16 protein-coding genes are annotated in these 14,541 nt (G+C 72.2%); 9 read left to right on the forward strand and 7 right to left on the reverse strand.

The window, feature by feature from the left end; all coding sequences use genetic code 11:
• Together AB0C16_RS24790 and AB0C16_RS24795 are read right to left on the reverse strand one after the other, a co-directional pair.
• Positions 1-279 carry a hypothetical protein gene (locus AB0C16_RS24790; protein WP_357686282.1) on the reverse strand — a complete coding sequence of 93 codons (279 nt, stop codon included), beginning with the start codon at positions 277-279 and terminating at the stop codon, positions 1-3.
• Positions 276-1,082: a PspA/IM30 family protein gene (locus tag AB0C16_RS24795; protein WP_357686283.1), complete on the reverse strand. Its 807-nt coding sequence runs from the start codon at positions 1,080-1,082 to the stop codon at positions 276-278. Before AB0C16_RS24795 ends, AB0C16_RS24790 begins: the two co-directional genes overlap by 4 nt.
• A 153-nt stretch (positions 1,083-1,235) precedes the next feature.
• Between AB0C16_RS24795 and AB0C16_RS24800 the strand changes: the two genes are divergently transcribed.
• Positions 1,236-1,820 (forward strand): DUF3043 domain-containing protein, encoded by a 585-nt coding sequence (locus AB0C16_RS24800; RefSeq protein ID WP_357686284.1) that lies wholly within the window; start codon positions 1,236-1,238, stop codon positions 1,818-1,820.
• A 7-nt stretch (positions 1,821-1,827) separates the two neighbouring features.
• Here AB0C16_RS24800 and AB0C16_RS24805 read toward each other — a convergent pair whose 3' ends face one another.
• Positions 1,828-2,982 (reverse strand): SMI1/KNR4 family protein, encoded by a 1,155-nt coding sequence (locus AB0C16_RS24805; RefSeq protein ID WP_357686285.1) that lies wholly within the window; start codon positions 2,980-2,982, stop codon positions 1,828-1,830.
• 51 nt (positions 2,983-3,033) lie between these two features.
• Here AB0C16_RS24805 and AB0C16_RS24810 point away from each other — a divergent pair, with 51 nt between their 5' ends.
• Positions 3,034-4,032 (forward strand): aldo/keto reductase family protein, encoded by a 999-nt coding sequence (locus tag AB0C16_RS24810; protein ID WP_357686286.1) that lies wholly within the window; start codon positions 3,034-3,036, stop codon positions 4,030-4,032.
• Between the two features lie 66 nt (positions 4,033-4,098).
• Here AB0C16_RS24810 and AB0C16_RS24815 read toward each other — a convergent pair whose 3' ends face one another.
• Positions 4,099-4,305: a hypothetical protein gene (locus tag AB0C16_RS24815; protein ID WP_357686287.1), complete on the reverse strand. Its 207-nt coding sequence runs from the start codon at positions 4,303-4,305 to the stop codon at positions 4,099-4,101.
• An 82-nt stretch (positions 4,306-4,387) separates the two neighbouring features.
• Between AB0C16_RS24815 and AB0C16_RS24820 the strand changes: the two genes are divergently transcribed.
• Both AB0C16_RS24820 and AB0C16_RS24825 read left to right on the forward strand, forming a co-directional pair.
• Complete coding sequence (locus tag AB0C16_RS24820) at positions 4,388-5,083, forward strand: SCO2322 family protein (protein ID WP_357686288.1); 696 nt, start codon at positions 4,388-4,390, stop codon at positions 5,081-5,083.
• Between the two features lie 120 nt (positions 5,084-5,203).
• Entirely contained in the window at positions 5,204-6,196 is a 993-nt protein-coding gene (locus tag AB0C16_RS24825; protein WP_357686289.1) for a bifunctional adenosylcobinamide kinase/adenosylcobinamide-phosphate guanylyltransferase, read from the forward strand.
• A 111-nt stretch (positions 6,197-6,307) separates the two neighbouring features.
• On the opposite strand, the gene AB0C16_RS24830 is transcribed toward AB0C16_RS24825, so the two are convergent.
• Positions 6,308-7,108, reverse strand: coding sequence for an ATP-binding cassette domain-containing protein (locus tag AB0C16_RS24830; RefSeq protein WP_357686290.1), 801 nt, complete (start codon positions 7,106-7,108; stop codon positions 6,308-6,310).
• A 34-nt stretch (positions 7,109-7,142) separates the two neighbouring features.
• Between AB0C16_RS24830 and AB0C16_RS24835 the strand changes: the two genes are divergently transcribed.
• Both AB0C16_RS24835 and AB0C16_RS24840 read left to right on the forward strand, forming a co-directional pair.
• Positions 7,143-7,862 (forward strand): aminoglycoside 3'-phosphotransferase, encoded by a 720-nt coding sequence (locus AB0C16_RS24835; RefSeq protein ID WP_357686291.1) that lies wholly within the window; start codon positions 7,143-7,145, stop codon positions 7,860-7,862.
• Complete coding sequence (locus AB0C16_RS24840) at positions 7,862-8,659, forward strand: adenosylcobinamide-GDP ribazoletransferase (RefSeq protein ID WP_357686292.1); 798 nt, start codon at positions 7,862-7,864, stop codon at positions 8,657-8,659. Before AB0C16_RS24835 ends, AB0C16_RS24840 begins: the two co-directional genes overlap by 1 nt.
• Positions 8,660-8,686: 27 nt before the next feature.
• On the opposite strand, the gene AB0C16_RS24845 is transcribed toward AB0C16_RS24840, so the two are convergent.
• Positions 8,687-9,646, reverse strand: a complete 960-nt coding sequence (locus AB0C16_RS24845; RefSeq protein WP_357686293.1) for a DUF1648 domain-containing protein — start codon at positions 9,644-9,646, stop codon at positions 8,687-8,689.
• Positions 9,643-9,990, reverse strand: coding sequence for a GntR family transcriptional regulator (locus AB0C16_RS24850; RefSeq protein WP_357686294.1), 348 nt, complete (start codon positions 9,988-9,990; stop codon positions 9,643-9,645). Before AB0C16_RS24850 ends, AB0C16_RS24845 begins: the two co-directional genes overlap by 4 nt.
• A gap of 94 nt (positions 9,991-10,084) precedes the next feature.
• Here AB0C16_RS24850 and AB0C16_RS24855 point away from each other — a divergent pair, with 94 nt between their 5' ends.
• Genes AB0C16_RS24855 through sucB form a run of 3 tightly spaced genes read left to right on the forward strand, consistent with a single transcriptional unit; the run spans position 10,085 to position 14,447 of the window.
• Positions 10,085-11,566, forward strand: coding sequence for a leucyl aminopeptidase (locus tag AB0C16_RS24855; RefSeq protein ID WP_357686295.1), 1,482 nt, complete (start codon positions 10,085-10,087; stop codon positions 11,564-11,566).
• Between the two features lie 51 nt (positions 11,567-11,617).
• Complete coding sequence (gene lpdA / locus AB0C16_RS24860) at positions 11,618-12,982, forward strand: dihydrolipoyl dehydrogenase (RefSeq protein WP_357686296.1); 1,365 nt, start codon at positions 11,618-11,620, stop codon at positions 12,980-12,982.
• A 37-nt stretch (positions 12,983-13,019) separates the two neighbouring features.
• A complete protein-coding gene (gene sucB, locus AB0C16_RS24865; RefSeq protein WP_357686297.1) occupies positions 13,020-14,447 on the forward strand; it encodes a 2-oxoglutarate dehydrogenase, E2 component, dihydrolipoamide succinyltransferase in 1,428 nt (475 codons plus the stop codon).
• The last annotated feature ends 94 nt before the right edge of the window (positions 14,448-14,541 follow it).

The following is a 14,541-nucleotide window of genomic DNA, read 5'->3' on the forward strand; positions in this document are numbered from 1 at the left end:
CTAACCCGGGATGAGGCCCTGATCGCCCAGCATCTCCCGGACCTCCTCGATCGAGGCGTCCGCGGGGGGAAGGATCAGCTCTGACGGCTCAAGGCTGTCGTCGGGCAGCGCCTTGCCCACGTGGCGCACCTTGTCGAGCAACGCGTGCAGCTTGTCGCGGAAGACCTCCTCGTCGTCGGTCTCGATCGCCGTCTCGAGCTCGCTGTCGAGCTCGTTGAGGACGCCGATGTCGTCGGCCGAGATCTCCACCTGCCCCTCGCCCATGATTCTGACGATCATGCGCCCTCCCCCGGCTGGCGCAGCTGCTGCGTGGGCTGCTGTTGCTGCTGCTGAGGCTGCTGCTGCTGCTGGCCCGGCTCGATGGCGCCCTGCGGAGCGGGGCCCTGGCCGAGCTCGGCCTTCATCTTGGCCAGCTCCAGCTCGACGTCCATGCCGCCGCCCATGCGGTCGAGCTCGGCCTGGATGTCGTCGCCGCGGGTGCCGCTGTAGTCGTCGAGCGCGCCACTGGCGAGCAGCTCGTCGATCGCGCCGGCCCGCGCCTGCATCTGCGCGGTCTTGTCCTCGGCACGCTGGATGGCCAGGCCGACGTCGCCCATCTCCTCGGAGATGCCGGAGAAGGCCTCGTTGATGCGCGTCTGGGCCTCGGCCGCGGTGTAGGTCGCCTTGATGGTCTCCTTCTTGGTGCGGAAGGAGTCGACCTTGGCCTGCAACCGCTGGGAGGCCGTGGTCAGCTTCTCCTCCTCGGCCTGCAGATTGTCATGCTGGATCTTCAGGTCGCTCATCTGCGTCTGCAGATTGGACCGGCGCTGCAGCGCCTCACGAGCCAGGTCTTCACGCCCCACCGACAGCGCCTTGCGGCCCTGCTCCTCGTAGCGCTTGGCCTGCTGCTCAAGACCGTTGATCTGCAGCTCAACCCGCTTACGCGAGGTGGCGACGTCCGCCACGCCCCGGCGCACCTTTTGCAGCAGCTCGAGTTGCCGCTGGTAGGAGTAGTCGAGGGTCTCGCGTGGATCCTCCATCTTGTCCAAGGCCTTGTTGGCCTTGGACTTGAAGATCATTGAAAGTCTCTTCATCACGCTCATGCGCGTCGGCCGTCCCCTTCTTAGGTCGTGCTGGTGTTCACCCAGTGCAGCGCAGCCGCCTTGGGATTACCCTACGCATAACGCACGGGGGCGTCACTAAGTTGCAGTCCAGGTAGGGTTGGCATCGTGTTGCGACGCCGTTCCCAAACCTCCGTGGACGACACCCCCGTCCCCATTGACGATCCTAAGCCCCAGGGTAAGGGTCGTCCCACACCCAAGCGCCGAGATGCCGAGAGCAGAAGGCGCCAGCCGGTCACGGCTCCGAAGGACCGCAAGGAGGCCTACCGGCAGTCCCGCGCCAAGCAGGCCGCCGAGCGCGAGAGGGCCCGCAAGGGCATGCTGGCCGGCGACGAGCGCTACTTCCCGGCTCGCGACAAGGGCCCGGCGCGCAAGTTCGCCCGTGACTGGGTCGACTCGCGGCGGCTGCCGAGCCAGTACTTCCTGCCGTTCTCCCTGCTCATCCTGCTGGCGACGTGGGTCCCGTGGCCTGCCGACATCCGCCCGCTCGTGCTGAGCAGCGTCATCACGATCGGCTGGCCGATCATGATGGTCGGTGTCCTGTTCACCTCGATCTACGTGGCCTGGCGGGTGAAGCGGCTGGTGGCCGAGAAGCACCCCGGCGAGAGCCTGCGGGGCGTCGGCTTCTACGCCGCGATGCGTGCCCTGCAGATCCGCAAGCTGCGCTTCCCGCCGCCCGCGGTGCTGCCGGGCGGCAAGCCCGTGCCGCCGAAGAGGTAGCCGCGGCTCAGCTCTGCGGCGTCCAGCGCAGGGTGCCTCGGGTCACCCGCGGCACCCACCCGCCGACCTGGCCGTCCTGTTCCAGGGCGTCGGCGGTGGCGCGCAGGAGCGCGTAGTAGGACGGCATCGCGGGAAACGTCCTGCCCGCGACCAGGTCGTCCCAGCCGACGTCGCCCACCTGCGAGTCGATCAGCCCGTATCCCATGTCGGCACGGTAGGCGAACGGGATCATCCTGCCGTTCCACCACTCCTCGCGCGGCTCGTGGCCCACATCCGCTGGGTCGAGACGGCACAGGTCGCGCCAGAGGTCGCGGATCTCCCGGATGCCGGAGGAGGGCGCGGTGGGCCCCAGCCCGAAGCCTCCGGTCCCGTTGTGGCGCAGCAGCGACGCGCGCAGGTCGTCGGGGAAGTCCAGGCCCGTCTGCGCTTCGGCGATCGCGATCGTCCTCGCCCTGCCCGGGTGGCCGAGGGTGACGTAGGTCCGCGGGGCCCGGGCCTTCAGCCAGCCCTCGATGCGCCGCCACTGCCGGTCGACGGCTCGTCTCACCTTCGGATCGATCGGGCGCACCGCCACCGGGCGGCGTTCGGGACGGCACGCCGGGTCCGGCACGGTGGACGGCGGCGTCGCGGCGACCGGCTCGGGAGCGCCGGACTCGGGAGCACCCGACTCGCGGGCTCCCGACTCGCGGGCTCCCAACTCGGGGGCTTCTGACTCGCGGGCTCCCGACTCGCGGGCTCCCGACTCGCGGGCTTCCGACTCGTGGACGACGAGCTCGCGCACACCCGGCTCCTGACCGCCCTGCTCGCCAACACCCGGCTCGCGGACATCCGGCTCGCGGACATCCGGCTCGCGGACATCCGGCTCCGCGCGGACGGTGGACCGGAAGGTTGTCCACCACTCCGGCTCCTCCCCGACCGGCGTCGCCACCTGGGTCGCGAACACGAGGACCGCCGCCGCCATGGCGCCGACGCCGAGCAGCGCGGGCCAGGCCCGCCTCGTGCGTCGCACCGGGTGGCGGGCCAGGTCGGCCCGGGTGGGGCGGCCCGGCACCGGCCCGGGACGTTCCGGCCGCGCCTCAGGCATACGAGCGCGGCGGCGCAGCCGTACCGCTATCGCGGTCAGGACCGCCGCGGTCAGCGCCAGCCGTACGAGCTTCACCACGCCGGGCACCTTATCCCGAAACAGATCTCGTGACGGCCTAAGGTCGGATACATGGAATTCCGTCACCTCGGTCGCAGCGGTCTCATGGTCAGCGAGATCAGCTACGGCAACTGGCTCACCCACGGTTCCCAGGTGGAGGAGGACGCCGCCAAGCAGTGCGTCCAGGCCGCCCTCGACGAGGGCATCACCACGTTCGACACCGCCGACGTCTACGCGGGCACCAAGGCGGAGGCGGTGCTCGGCCGGGCGCTCAAGGGCGTCCGCAGGGAGTCGCTGGAAATCTTCACCAAGGTCTACTGGCCGACCGGTTCCGGGCCCAACGACCGCGGGCTGTCCCGCAAGCACATCACCGAGTCCATCAACGCCTCGCTGCGCCGCCTGCAGACCGACTACGTCGACCTCTACCAGGCGCACCGTTTCGACTTCGAGACGCCGCTCGAGGAGACCCTGAAGACCTTCGACGATCTCGTACGGCAGGGCAAGGTGCTCTACGTCGGGGTCAGCGAGTGGACGGCCGACCAGATCGCCCAGGCGCTGGAGATCGCCGACGAGATGGGCTTCGACCGGATCGTGTCCAACCAGCCGCAGTACTCCATGCTGTGGCGGGTCATCGAGCCCGAGATCGTGCCGCTGAGCGAGCGCGAGGGCGTCGGCCAGATCGTCTGGTCGCCGATCGCCCAGGGCGTGCTCACCGGTAAGTACCTGCCCGGACAGCAGCCGCCGGCGGGCTCCCGGGCGACCGACCCGGGCGGCAGCGCCATGATCTCGCGGTTCATGGACGACGAGGTGCTGACCCGGGTGCAGGAGCTCAGGCCGATCGCCGCGGACCTGGGGCTGAGCATGGCCCAGCTGGCGGTCGCCTGGGTGCTCCAGAACCCCAACGTGGCCAGCGCCATCGTCGGCGCCACCCGGCCCGAGCAGGTGCGCGACAACGTGAAGGCCGTGGGCGTCAAGCTCGACGCCGACGTGCTCAAGCGGATCGACGACGCGCTCGGCCCGATCGTGGAGCGCGACCCGGCCAAGACCGCCAGTCCCAAATCGCGCCCATAATCTCCGCCCGAACAAAAACCCCTTGAGTCACAGTACGACTCAAGGGGTTTTTCCATTTGTTCTCATTCACTCCGGCCGCAATGACAATCCTGTGTATTCGACGCGGTCTTCCTCCAGCAGCGCCACCTGCTCAACGCCGAATTCGAGCAGCTCACGCCAGTTTTCGCCGATCCAGGACTCCGCGTCGGCCTGGCTCGGAAAAACTTCTCGGGGCAACGGCCGATCTGTCACCTCACCACCATGCGCATTTTCATAACGCCACCGCCATGTCATGCCATACGCTCCTTTTCCGCGGGTTCGCCGGCGCACCCTCCGACGGCACTGGCACCCTACTCCCGAGCTTGGAGGTCAATCGATGCTGCGCGCGTTTCGTGTTGCGGCGGGTGCCGCCCTCGTGGCGGCCGCCTTCCTTCTCTCGCCCCTTCCCGCCTCAGCCTCGGCCCCGATCATGCCCAGCGGGCCCGTACCCGGTGGGCCCGATCCGAACGCGCCCCGCCTGTGGAGCGTCTGGCGGAGCGACGGCACGGCCTGGCTGGCGGTCTCGGCCCGGGACGTGCCGTCCGACGGCTCCGTCGTCGGCTGGCGTTTCTCCGCCTCGCCCGACGGGACTGCCACCGAGCCGCCGGGCGGGGATCTGCCCGGGTTCGAAGCGGTATGTGGCAAGGACGCCGCGGTCTCGGGTCACAAGCGGGTCGTGGTGACGGTGGACTTCGGTGACGGCGACACCGACGCCTACCCCGGCGACCAGCCGCCCGCCCAGGGACTGCTGAAGTGCGTGGCCGCGGCCGAGAACGCCTCCACCGCCCAGTTGCTCGCCTCGGTCGCCAGGGTCCGCGCCGACGCCGAGGGCGCGGTCGTGGCGGTCGACGACTATCCGGCCCGCCAGAAGGGCGGCGCCGAGCAGGATGTCGCCGTCTCGTCCTCCGGGCCCGCCGGCGGCCCGCCGCTCGCGCTGATACTGGGCGGGGCCGGCGTGCTCGTCCTGCTCGCCGGTGGCGCCGTCGTCGCCACCCGCCGCCGCTCCAGGTCACCCGCCCACAGTTCCCGCTGACTGCCGCCTGACCGCCGCCGCGCCGACCGCCCCCGCCTCCGGTCCCGCTGACGGCCACCCGCGCCGGTCGCCGGTGGTCCCGCTGACGGCCGTTTGCGGGGTGTTTGTACGATCGGCGCGGTGAAGGTACTTCTCGCAGGCACGGCGGGCCCCGCGGGCTGGCCGGAGCCCGGGTGCCGGTGCGCCTCGTGCGCCCGCCCGCCTTCCGGGCACCGCCGGCCGTTCGAGCCGGTCGTCGACGGCGTGGCCGGGTTCCCGTTCCGCGACCGGCCGGGCGGCTACCGGTCGTTCGCCGGCGGGCACGGCCTGGCCGGGCCGGACGGGACCCGGCTGCTGTACGCGCCGGCCGGGGGGCCACAGCTGGACGCGCCGCCCTGCGACCTCGTGCTCGCCGACCTGCTCGACGGGCCCGAGCGGCTCGGGCTGCTGCGACGGGCCGGGGTGGTGGGCGAGCGCACCCAGGTGGTCGCCGTGGGGGTCGACCACCGCGTCAGGTCCGGGGAGGAGCTGGCCCGGCGGCTGGCCCTGTGGGGGGCGCGGGCCGTACCCGACGGGACCGTGATCGACACCCGGTTGCCGCCGCCCCCGGTCCGCCGCGCGCGCAGGACGCTGCTGCTGGGCGGGTCGCGCTCGGGCAAGTCCGCCGAGGCCGAGCTGCGCCTGGCCGCGGAGCCGTACGTGACCTATGTCGCCACCGGGCCGCGCGGCGAGGGCGACGGTGAGTGGGCCGCGCGCGTGCGCGCCCACCAGGAGCGCCGGCCCGCGCACTGGACGACGCTGGAGACCACCGACCTGGCGCGGGCCGTCCGCGACGCCGCCACCCCGCTGCTGGTGGACGGGCTCGGCACGTGGCTGGCCGCGGTGTTCGACGAGCACGGCGCCTGGGAGGGCGACCGGACACCGGTCGAAAGGCGGTGCGACGAGCTCGCGCGGGCATGGCGGGACGCGGCGCGGCCGATCGTGGCCGTGTCCGACGAGGTGGGCATGGGCGTGGTGCCCGCCACGGCCAGCGGGCGGGCCTTCAGGGACGCGCTCGGCCGCCTCAACGAGCGCCTGGCCGCCGAGTCCGAGGACGTGGCCCTCGTCGTCGCCGGCCGCGTCCTGCCGCTCTGACGGCGCTCGACCCGGTCTGGATCGGGCTCGCGGGGCCGGGCGTGGCGCTGCTCGCGCCGTGGGGCGCCCCGGAGACGGCGGACCCCGGGACTCCGCGAACGTGACCGCGGGTCAGAGGCGGACGGCCCGGGCGTACCAGCGGCCGTCGAGGCGGTCCACGTGCAGGGCGCGGCCGAAGCAGTCGGAGAGGTTGGACGGGGTGAGGACGTCCGCCACGGGCCCGGCCGCCAGGACGCGGGCGTCGCACATGAGCATGGCGTGCGTGGTGGTCGAGGGCACCTCCTCCAGGTGGTGGGTCACCGTGATCGTGGTGAGCACCGGCCTGGTGGCCGCCAGGTCCTCGACCGCCGCGATGAGGTCCTCGCGGGCGGGCAGGTCGAGCCCGGCGAACGGCTCGTCCAGCAGCAGCACCGCCGGATCCGGCATGAGCGAGCGGGCCACCCTGATGCGGGCCCGTTCGCCCTGGGAGCACACCCGGAAGGGGCGGTCGGCCAGGTCCTTGCAGCCGAGATCGGCCAGCAGCCGCAGCGCGCGCTCGTGTTCGGCGTCGCCGTACCTGTCCCAGAGCGGCGCGCTCGTCCCGGTGTGCCCGGTGAGGACCACGGTGTGCGCGGTCGCCCCCTCCTCCTCCAGCAACTCCTCGTCGATCAGTCGCTGGCTGGAGGCGACCAGGCCGATGTGGCGGCGCAACGACCGCACGTCGACCCGGCCGAGCCGGTGGCCCAGAACGCTCACCGTGCCCTCCGTCGGATGCCGCACGGCGGCGGCCAGCGAGAGCAGCGTCGTCTTGCCGGCGCCGTTGGGGCCGAGGATCACCCAGTGCTCGCCGTACTCCACCTGCCAGTCGACGTCGCTCAGCAGCGCCTTGCCGACGACCCGGACGCCTACGCCTTCGAGTTCAACCACGTGCATCCGGCCACCCTAGTGGCCCTTAGGATCGACCGTTATGCGGCTTCCTGGGCGGATCTTGGACCTGTTCGGTGACGACGCCGTCTGGTCCGGCGACCACGAGGGCATGAGCGGCGAGACGCTGCGCGTCACCTTTCCCACGGGCGTCTACTACGTCAAGCAGGGCCCGTCGGCGCGGGGTGAGCGCGACCGGCTGCGGTGGCTCGGGCAGTGGATGGACGTGCCGGACATCGTGACGTTCGAGGGTGACGCGCTGGTGCTGTCGGACGTGGGCTGGCGCAGTCTGGGGCGCAAGGCCCCGCCGGAGGCCGGCACGATCATGGGACGGGCGCTGCGCGTCCTGCACGGCATCCCGGTCGCCGAGTGCCCGTTCGACGAGCGGCTCGACGTCAAGCTCGGCAGGGCCCGCGAGCGGGTGGAGGCCGGACGGGTCGATCCGCGCGACTTCGACGAGGCCCGGGCGGGGCTCACCCCGGAGCAGGTGTACGAGCGGCTGGTGGCCGAGCGGCCCGCCGAGGAGGACCTGGTCGTCACCCACGGCGACTTCACCCCGGCCAACGTGCTCGCATCGCCCTCGGGCGAGCCGGTGCTGATCGACGTGGCCGCGCTGGGCGTGGCCGATCGCCACGTCGACCTGGCCCTCGCGCTGCGCGACCTGGACGAGCGCGCCGGCGCGGACTTCCTGGCCGCGTACGGGCCGGTCGAGCCCGACGCGCGGCGCCTCGACTACTACCGGCTGCTGGACGAGCTGTTCTGATGCACGGCCTGCGCTTCGCGGTCGGCACGCTCACCGTGTTCCCGGTCCGGGTGCGGCGGGTCGACCGCCAGGTCGCGGGCCTGGCCATGCTGTTCGCTCCGGCCGTCGGGCTGGCGCTCGGCGTCGTGGCCGGCCTGCCGCTGCTGCTGCCGGGCCCCGCGATCCTGGGGGCCGCGCTGGCGGTAGGCGCGCTGGCCCTGCTGACGCGCGGGCTGCACCTGGACGGGCTGGCCGACCTCGCCGACGGGCTGGGCAGCGGCAGTCCCGCCGCCCGGGCGCTCGACATCATGCGGAAGTCGGACATCGGGCCGTTCGGGGTGGTGACGCTGGTGCTCACGCTGCTCGTCCAGGTCGCCGCCCTGTCCTCGGCCGGGCCCTGCGCGCTGGTGAGCGCCTGTGTGGCGGGCCGCCTGGCGCTCACCTGGGCCTGCCGGTCCGGCGTCCCCGCCGCCCGCGCGGGCGGGCTGGGCGCCACCGTCGCGGGCACGGTACGTCCTGCGGCGGCCTGGCTCGTCACCCTCGCGGCCCTGGCCGCCGTCACCGTCCTCGGCCTGGCCGTCCCGGCCCTGGACGGGCAGGGCCGGCCCCTGGACGCGCCGGCGGCGGCCGGGGGCGCGGGACTCGGCCTGGCGGCGGGCGTCGTGCTGCCGCTGGCGATGCTCGCCGGGCTGGGGGCGGCGCTGCTGCTGCTCGCCCACGCCCGGCGGCGGCTGGGCGGTGTCACGGGCGACGTCCTCGGCGCGCTCGTCGAGACCGCCACCACCGCCGCCCTCGTCGGGTGCGCCGTCCTCGGCTGACCGGTCAGCCGCACCGCTCGGAACGAGTCATCCAGAGACCCGCTCGCCGAGGAGGGCGTTGAGGAGGGCGGCGCCGCGGGCGGCGTCGTCGACGCTGACGGCCAGCTCGCCGCCGGAGTGGTAACGGATGATCAGGCACTCGCCGCCGCGCAGCATGATGGTCGCGCCACCAGGCAGGCCGCGGATGCCCCAGCCGCCGACCTGGCTCGGGTAACGCGTGTCCGACCAGGCTTTGTCGATCTTGGACAGCTTGATCCGGCGCACCGGCCAGCCGAACGGGCCGAACCCGATCGTGAGGCCGTCGGCGGTGACGCGAGCGGTGAGGGAGGCGGTCAGCAGGCCGACGAGCAGCAGGATGCCGAGCGGCGGGAGCACGACGCCCACGGAGGCGCCCGCGACGTCGAGCACCGTGGCGACGACCAGCCCGGCCGCCGCGACGGTGGTCACGGCGACCAGCCAGGGATTGGTGACGCGGCTGACCCAGACCACGCGCTGTCCCGGCCTGAGGTCGAGCCGGGGCGGCTCGGCGCCGGCGGGCGCGTGCGGGTCGGGGCCGCCCCTGCCGAGGTGACCGCCGAGCACTCCGGCGGCCGAGGCGACGACGATCACCGCGATGACCTGCCACGGCTCCAGGACGGCGTCGGTCCAGGTGGCCGCGTCGAGGTTGGCCAGCAGGGTCACACCGCTCATGCCGAGCACGAACAGTCCGCCGCCGAAGAGCGTGCCCCACCAGTAGGCGCGGCCGAGCCTGCGGGTCAGCGTCTGCTCGCGCATCGCGGCGCCGAGCAGGAACGCCCAGATCACGGCCCACATCGCCACCTGCGCCACCAGGCCGGCCATGAGCGACATCTGTCCGTCGGGCGCTCCCGCCGGTCCCCAGTGCACGGCCAGCGGATCGGGCAGCCGGTCGCGCAGGGCCAGCGGAACCGCGACCAGCGCGGCGGTGACGGCCGTCCCCCAGAGAACGGCGGCGGATCGGGGGCTCATGACAACTCCTCAAGGATGGTGATGAGGTCTTCACGGCGGTAGCCGTATCTCCTGGCCTCGTCCAGCAACTCGCGCGCCCGCTCCACGAGCAGCGCGCGCCCGTCGGCGCGGCCGGCGACGCTGACGCCGCGTCCGCGCCTGAACTCCAGCAGCCCCTCGTCGCGCAGGTCGCGCAGCGCGCGCAGCACGGTGTTGGAGTTGATGCCGAGCGCGTCGGCCAGGTCGCGGGCCGGCGGCAACCGGTCTCCCGGCGCGTAGGCGCCTTCGCCGATGGCGTGACGGATGGCGCTGGCCACCTGCTGGTGCAGGGGCCGCGCGTCGTTGAGATCAAGGGCAAGCAACATGGTGCTAATGACTATAGCACCAATATGCTTCATCGATTCATGGGATGAACCCCTGTTTGTTAGTACCTGGAAACCCTGGATAGCATCGGTTTACGTGACCACTGTGCGGCTGAACTCAGCAGATCCAGTCTCTTTCGACACCGACGCACTGATCGTCGGGTTCCGCTCCGGGCCCGAAGGCCCCCGTCCCGCGACAGGCGCCGAAACTCTCGACGCGGCCTTCGACGGGAAGCTCGCCGCCTCCCTCGCCGCCGTCGGTTTCACCGGCAAGCCCGGCGAGATCGCCAAGGTGCCGGTGTTCGGCGCCATCACCGCCCCGCTGCTGGTCGCCGTCGGCCTGGGTGAGTCACCCGACGCCGAGGGCCTGCGCCGCGCCGCCGGCACCGCCGTCCGCTCGCTGGCCGGCACGCCCCGCGCCGCCCTGGCCCTGCCCGCCGCGTCGGCCGAGGAGGTCGAGGCCGTCGCGCTCGGCGCGCTGCTGGGCGCCTACGGCTACTCCCGCTACCGCGCCAACGGCGAGCCCAAGGAGCCGGTGGCCGAGCTGACCGTGCTCTCCGCCGAGGCCGCGAAGGCCACCGAACACGCCACCGAGCGGGCCACCGTGCTGGCCGAGTCGGTCGCCCTGGTCCGCGACCTGGTCAACACACCGCCGTCCGACCTGTGGCCGGCGAAGTTCGCCGAGATCGCCGAGACCACCGGCACCGAGGCCGGGCTGACCGTCGAGGTGCTCGACGAGAAGCAGCTCAAGGACGGCGGCTACGGCGGCCTCATCGGCGTCGGCCAGGGCTCGGCCAACCCGCCGCGCCTGGTCCGCCTCTCCTACACCCATCCCGAGGCCGCCAAGACGCTGGCGTTCGTGGGCAAGGGCATCACGTTCGACTCGGGTGGCCTGTCGCTCAAGCCGGCCGAGTCCATGGACTGGATGAAGTCCGACATGGGCGGCGCGGGCGCCGTTCTCGGGGCGCTGGTCGGCATCGCCCGCCTCGGCCTGCCGATCAACGCCGTCGGCTACCTCTGCCTGGCCGAGAACCTTCCGAGCGGCACCGCGCAGCGCCCGTCCGACGTGATCCACAGCTACAGCGGCAAGACCGTCGAGGTGCTCAACACCGACGCCGAGGGCCGCCTGGTGCTCATGGACGGCATCGCGCGCGCCGCCGAGGACGCTCCCGACCTGATCGTCGACGTCGCCACCCTCACCGGCGCGCAGATCGTCGCGCTCGGCTGGCGCACCTCCGCCGTCATGGCCAACGACGAGGCGATCAGGGAGCTCGTCGTCGAGGTCGCCGGGGCCGCGGGCGAGGGCGCCTGGGGCATGCCACTGCCCGAGGAGCTGCGCAAGGGCCTCGACTCACCGATCGCCGACATCGCCAACATCCCGGCGGAGCGCTGGGGCGGCATGCTGTCGGCGGGCATCTTCCTCCAAGAGTTCGTGCCCGACGGGGTGCGCTGGGCGCACATCGACATGGCCGGACCCGCGTTCAACAAGGGCGAGCCGCACGGCTACACCCCGAAGGGCGGCACGGGCGCGATCACCCGCACCCTCATCGGACTCGCCGAGCGGCACGCGAGCATCTGAAACAAATGAAAAGATGACGGCATCACGAACACCCCGACAAGGAGCCTTCCTGTGGCCTACGACATCGTCGTCCTAGGTGGCGGCAGCGGCGGTTACGCCTGCGCGCTGCGGGCGGCCGAGCTGGGCAAGACCGTCGCCCTGATCGAAAAGGACAAGATCGGCGGCACCTGCCTCCACAGGGGATGCATCCCCACCAAGGCTCTGCTGCACTCCGCCGAGGTCGCCGACGAGACGCGCGAGAGCGAGACGTTCGGCGTCAAGGCGCGTTTCGACGGCATCGACGTCCCCGGCGTCCACGCCTTCAAGGACAAGATCGTCACCCGGGCCTGGAAGGGCGTGCAGGGCCTGCTCAAGGGCGCGGGCGTGACGATCGTCGAGGGCGAGGGCCGCCTCGTCGGAGAGCGCGCGATCCAGGTGGGCTCCGACGTCTACGAGGGCCGCCACCTCGTGCTGGCCACCGGCTCGGCGCCCAAGTCGCTGCCCGGCCTGGAGATCGACGGCGAGCGCGTCATCACCAGCGAGCACACCCTGACCATGGACCGCGTGCCCACCTCGGTGGTGGTGCTGGGCGGCGGCGTGATCGGCGTCGAGCTGGCCAGCGTCTACCGCTCGTTCGGGGCCGAGGTCACGATCGTCGAGGCCCTGCCCCACCTGCTGCCGACCGAGGAGGAGTCGAGCTCCAAGCTGCTGGAGCGCGCCTTCCGCCGCCGCGGCATCAAGTACGAACTGGGCGTCTTCTTCGAGGGCGCCAAGACCACCGACACCGGCGTGGTGGTCACCCTGGCCAACGGCAAGACCCTCGACGCCGAGATCCTGCTGGTCGCGGTCGGCCGCGGCGCCGTGTCCTCGGGCATGGGCTTCGAGGAGGCCGGCATCACGATCGAGCGCGGCGCGGTCGTGGTCGACGAGCACTGCCAGACCTCCGTGCCCGGCGTCTACGCGATCGGCGACCTGATCCCCACGTTGCAGCTCGCCCACGCCGGGTTCGCCGAGGGCATCATGGTGGCCGAGCACATCGCCGGGCTCAACCCGCCGCCCATCGACTACGCGGGCGTGCCGCGCATCACCTACTCCGACCCCGAGGTCGCCTCGGTCGGCATCACGTCCGCGCAGGCCGCCGAGCGCGGCCTGGAGATCGTGGAGCAGGTCTACGACCTCGCCGGCAATCCCAAGAGCCAGATCCTCGGCACCGCCGGCGCCGTCAAGGTCATCGCCCAGAAGGACGGTCCGGTCGTCGGCGTCCACATGGTGGGCCGCCGCATCGGTGAGCTCGTCACCGAGGGGCAGCTGATCTACAACTGGGAGGCGCTGCCCGCAGAGGTCGCCCAGCTCATCCACGCACACCCGACCCAGTCCGAGGCCGTTGGTGAGGCGATGCTGGCCCTGGCCGGCAAGCCGCTGCACGTACACAACTAGTCCAGCCCTCGAGATCAGAACGCGAGAGAAGATAACGATGCCGGTCTCCGTACAGATGCCCCAGCTCGGCGAGAGCGTTACCGAGGGCACGGTAACCCGTTGGCTGAAGAAGGAAGGCGAGCGCGTCGAGGCCGACGAGCCGCTCCTCGAAGTGTCGACCGACAAGGTCGACACCGAGATCCCGTCGCCGTCCGCGGGCGTCATCACCAAGATCGTTGTGGCTGAGGACGAAACCGTCGAGGTCGGCGCGGAGCTGGCCATCATCGACGAGCACGGCCAGGCCGGCGGCGCCGCTCCCGCGCAGCAGGAGGCTTTCGCCGAGCCGGAGCCCGCTCCCGCCTCCTCGATCCCCCAGCCCGCTCCGGCGGCGCAGCCCGAGCCGGTCCAGCAGGCCCCGGCCCCGCAGGCACCTCCCGCTCCCGCACCGGCGCCCGCTCCGGCTCCCGTCCAGCAGGCTCCGGCTCCCCAGGCGCCCGTCGAGCAGGCCCCGCCGCAGCCCTCCGGTGAGAGCCCCTACGTGACGCCGCTGGTGCGCAAGCTCGCCAACGAGCACGGCGTCGACCTCGAGGCGATCAACGGCACCGGCGTGGGCGGCCGCATCCGCAAGCAGGACGTGCTCGAGGCGGCCAAGACGCAGCGCGCGCAGGCGGCTCCCGCCGCCCCCCAGGCCCCGGCCGCCGCCCAGCTCGCCGCGGTGCCCGCCCAGGCCGCGGCCCCCGAGCCGGTCGAGGTCGACACCACGCTGCGCGGCCGCGTTGAGAAGATGTCGCGCCTGCGGCAGACCATGTCCAAGCGCCTGGTCGAGTCGCTGCAGACCGCGGCGCAGCTCACCACGGTCGTCGAGGTCGACGTCACCAAGATCGCGCGGCTGCGCGACCAGGCCAAGGGCGAGTTCCTGCGCCGTGAGGGCGTCAAGCTGTCGTTCATGCCGTTCTTCGAGATGGCCGCGATCGAGGCGCTCAAGCAGCACCCCAAGCTCAACGCGACGATCAACAACGAGACGATGGAGGTCACCTACTTCGACGTCGAGCACCTGGCCATCGCCGTCGACACCGAGCGCGGCCTGATCGCGGCGGTCATCAAGAACGCCGGCGACCTCAACCTCGCCGGGCTCGCCCGCAAGACGGCCGACCTGGCCGAGCGCACCCGCGCCAACAAGGTGACCCCCGACGAGATCACCGGTGGCACGTTCACGCTCACCAACACCGGCAGCAGGGGCGCGCTGTTCGACACGCCGATCCTCAACCAGCCGCAGGTCGGCATGCTCGGCACCGGCGCCGTCGTCAAGCGGCCCGTGGTGATCGACACCGCCGAGGGCGAGGTCATCGCGGTCCGCTCGATGGTCTACCTGGCGCTGACCTACGACCACCGGCTGGTCGACGGCGCCGACGCGGCCCGCTTCCTCACCACCATCAAGCGCCGCCTCGAAGAGGGCCGTTTCGAGGCCCAGCTCGGCCTCGCCTGACCCCATCCGCCATGCGGCCGACCGGTCCTTCCGGTCGGCCGTTTTCACGTCCCCATCACAAAGGCCCCATCCGTTACGGCACGCCAAGCCGGCC

The organism is Nonomuraea sp. NPDC048916, from assembly GCF_040649575.1.
Taxonomy (GTDB): Bacteria; Actinomycetota; Actinomycetes; order Streptosporangiales; family Streptosporangiaceae; genus Nonomuraea.

Bases quoted from the DNA above. Each gene is read 5' to 3' on its own strand.
- AB0C16_RS24790 (WP_357686282.1), bottom strand. From the start codon at position 279: ATGATCGTCAGAATCATGGGCGAGGGGCAGGTGGAGATCTCGGCCGAC.
- AB0C16_RS24795 (WP_357686283.1), bottom strand. From the start codon at position 1,082: ATGAGCGTGATGAAGAGACTTTCAATGATCTTCAAGTCCAAGGCCAAC.
- AB0C16_RS24810 (WP_357686286.1), top strand. From the start codon at position 3,034: ATGGAATTCCGTCACCTCGGTCGCAGCGGTCTCATGGTCAGCGAGATC.
- AB0C16_RS24815 (WP_357686287.1), bottom strand. From the start codon at position 4,305: ATGACATGGCGGTGGCGTTATGAAAATGCGCATGGTGGTGAGGTGACA.
- AB0C16_RS24820 (WP_357686288.1), top strand. From the start codon at position 4,388: ATGCTGCGCGCGTTTCGTGTTGCGGCGGGTGCCGCCCTCGTGGCGGCC.
- AB0C16_RS24830 (WP_357686290.1), bottom strand. From the start codon at position 7,108: ATGCACGTGGTTGAACTCGAAGGCGTAGGCGTCCGGGTCGTCGGCAAG.
- AB0C16_RS24835 (WP_357686291.1), top strand. From the start codon at position 7,143: ATGCGGCTTCCTGGGCGGATCTTGGACCTGTTCGGTGACGACGCCGTC.
- AB0C16_RS24840 (WP_357686292.1), top strand. From the start codon at position 7,862: ATGCACGGCCTGCGCTTCGCGGTCGGCACGCTCACCGTGTTCCCGGTC.
- AB0C16_RS24845 (WP_357686293.1), bottom strand. From the start codon at position 9,646: ATGAGCCCCCGATCCGCCGCCGTTCTCTGGGGGACGGCCGTCACCGCC.
- AB0C16_RS24850 (WP_357686294.1), bottom strand. From the start codon at position 9,990: ATGTTGCTTGCCCTTGATCTCAACGACGCGCGGCCCCTGCACCAGCAG.
- sucB (WP_357686297.1), top strand. From the start codon at position 13,020: ATGCCGGTCTCCGTACAGATGCCCCAGCTCGGCGAGAGCGTTACCGAG.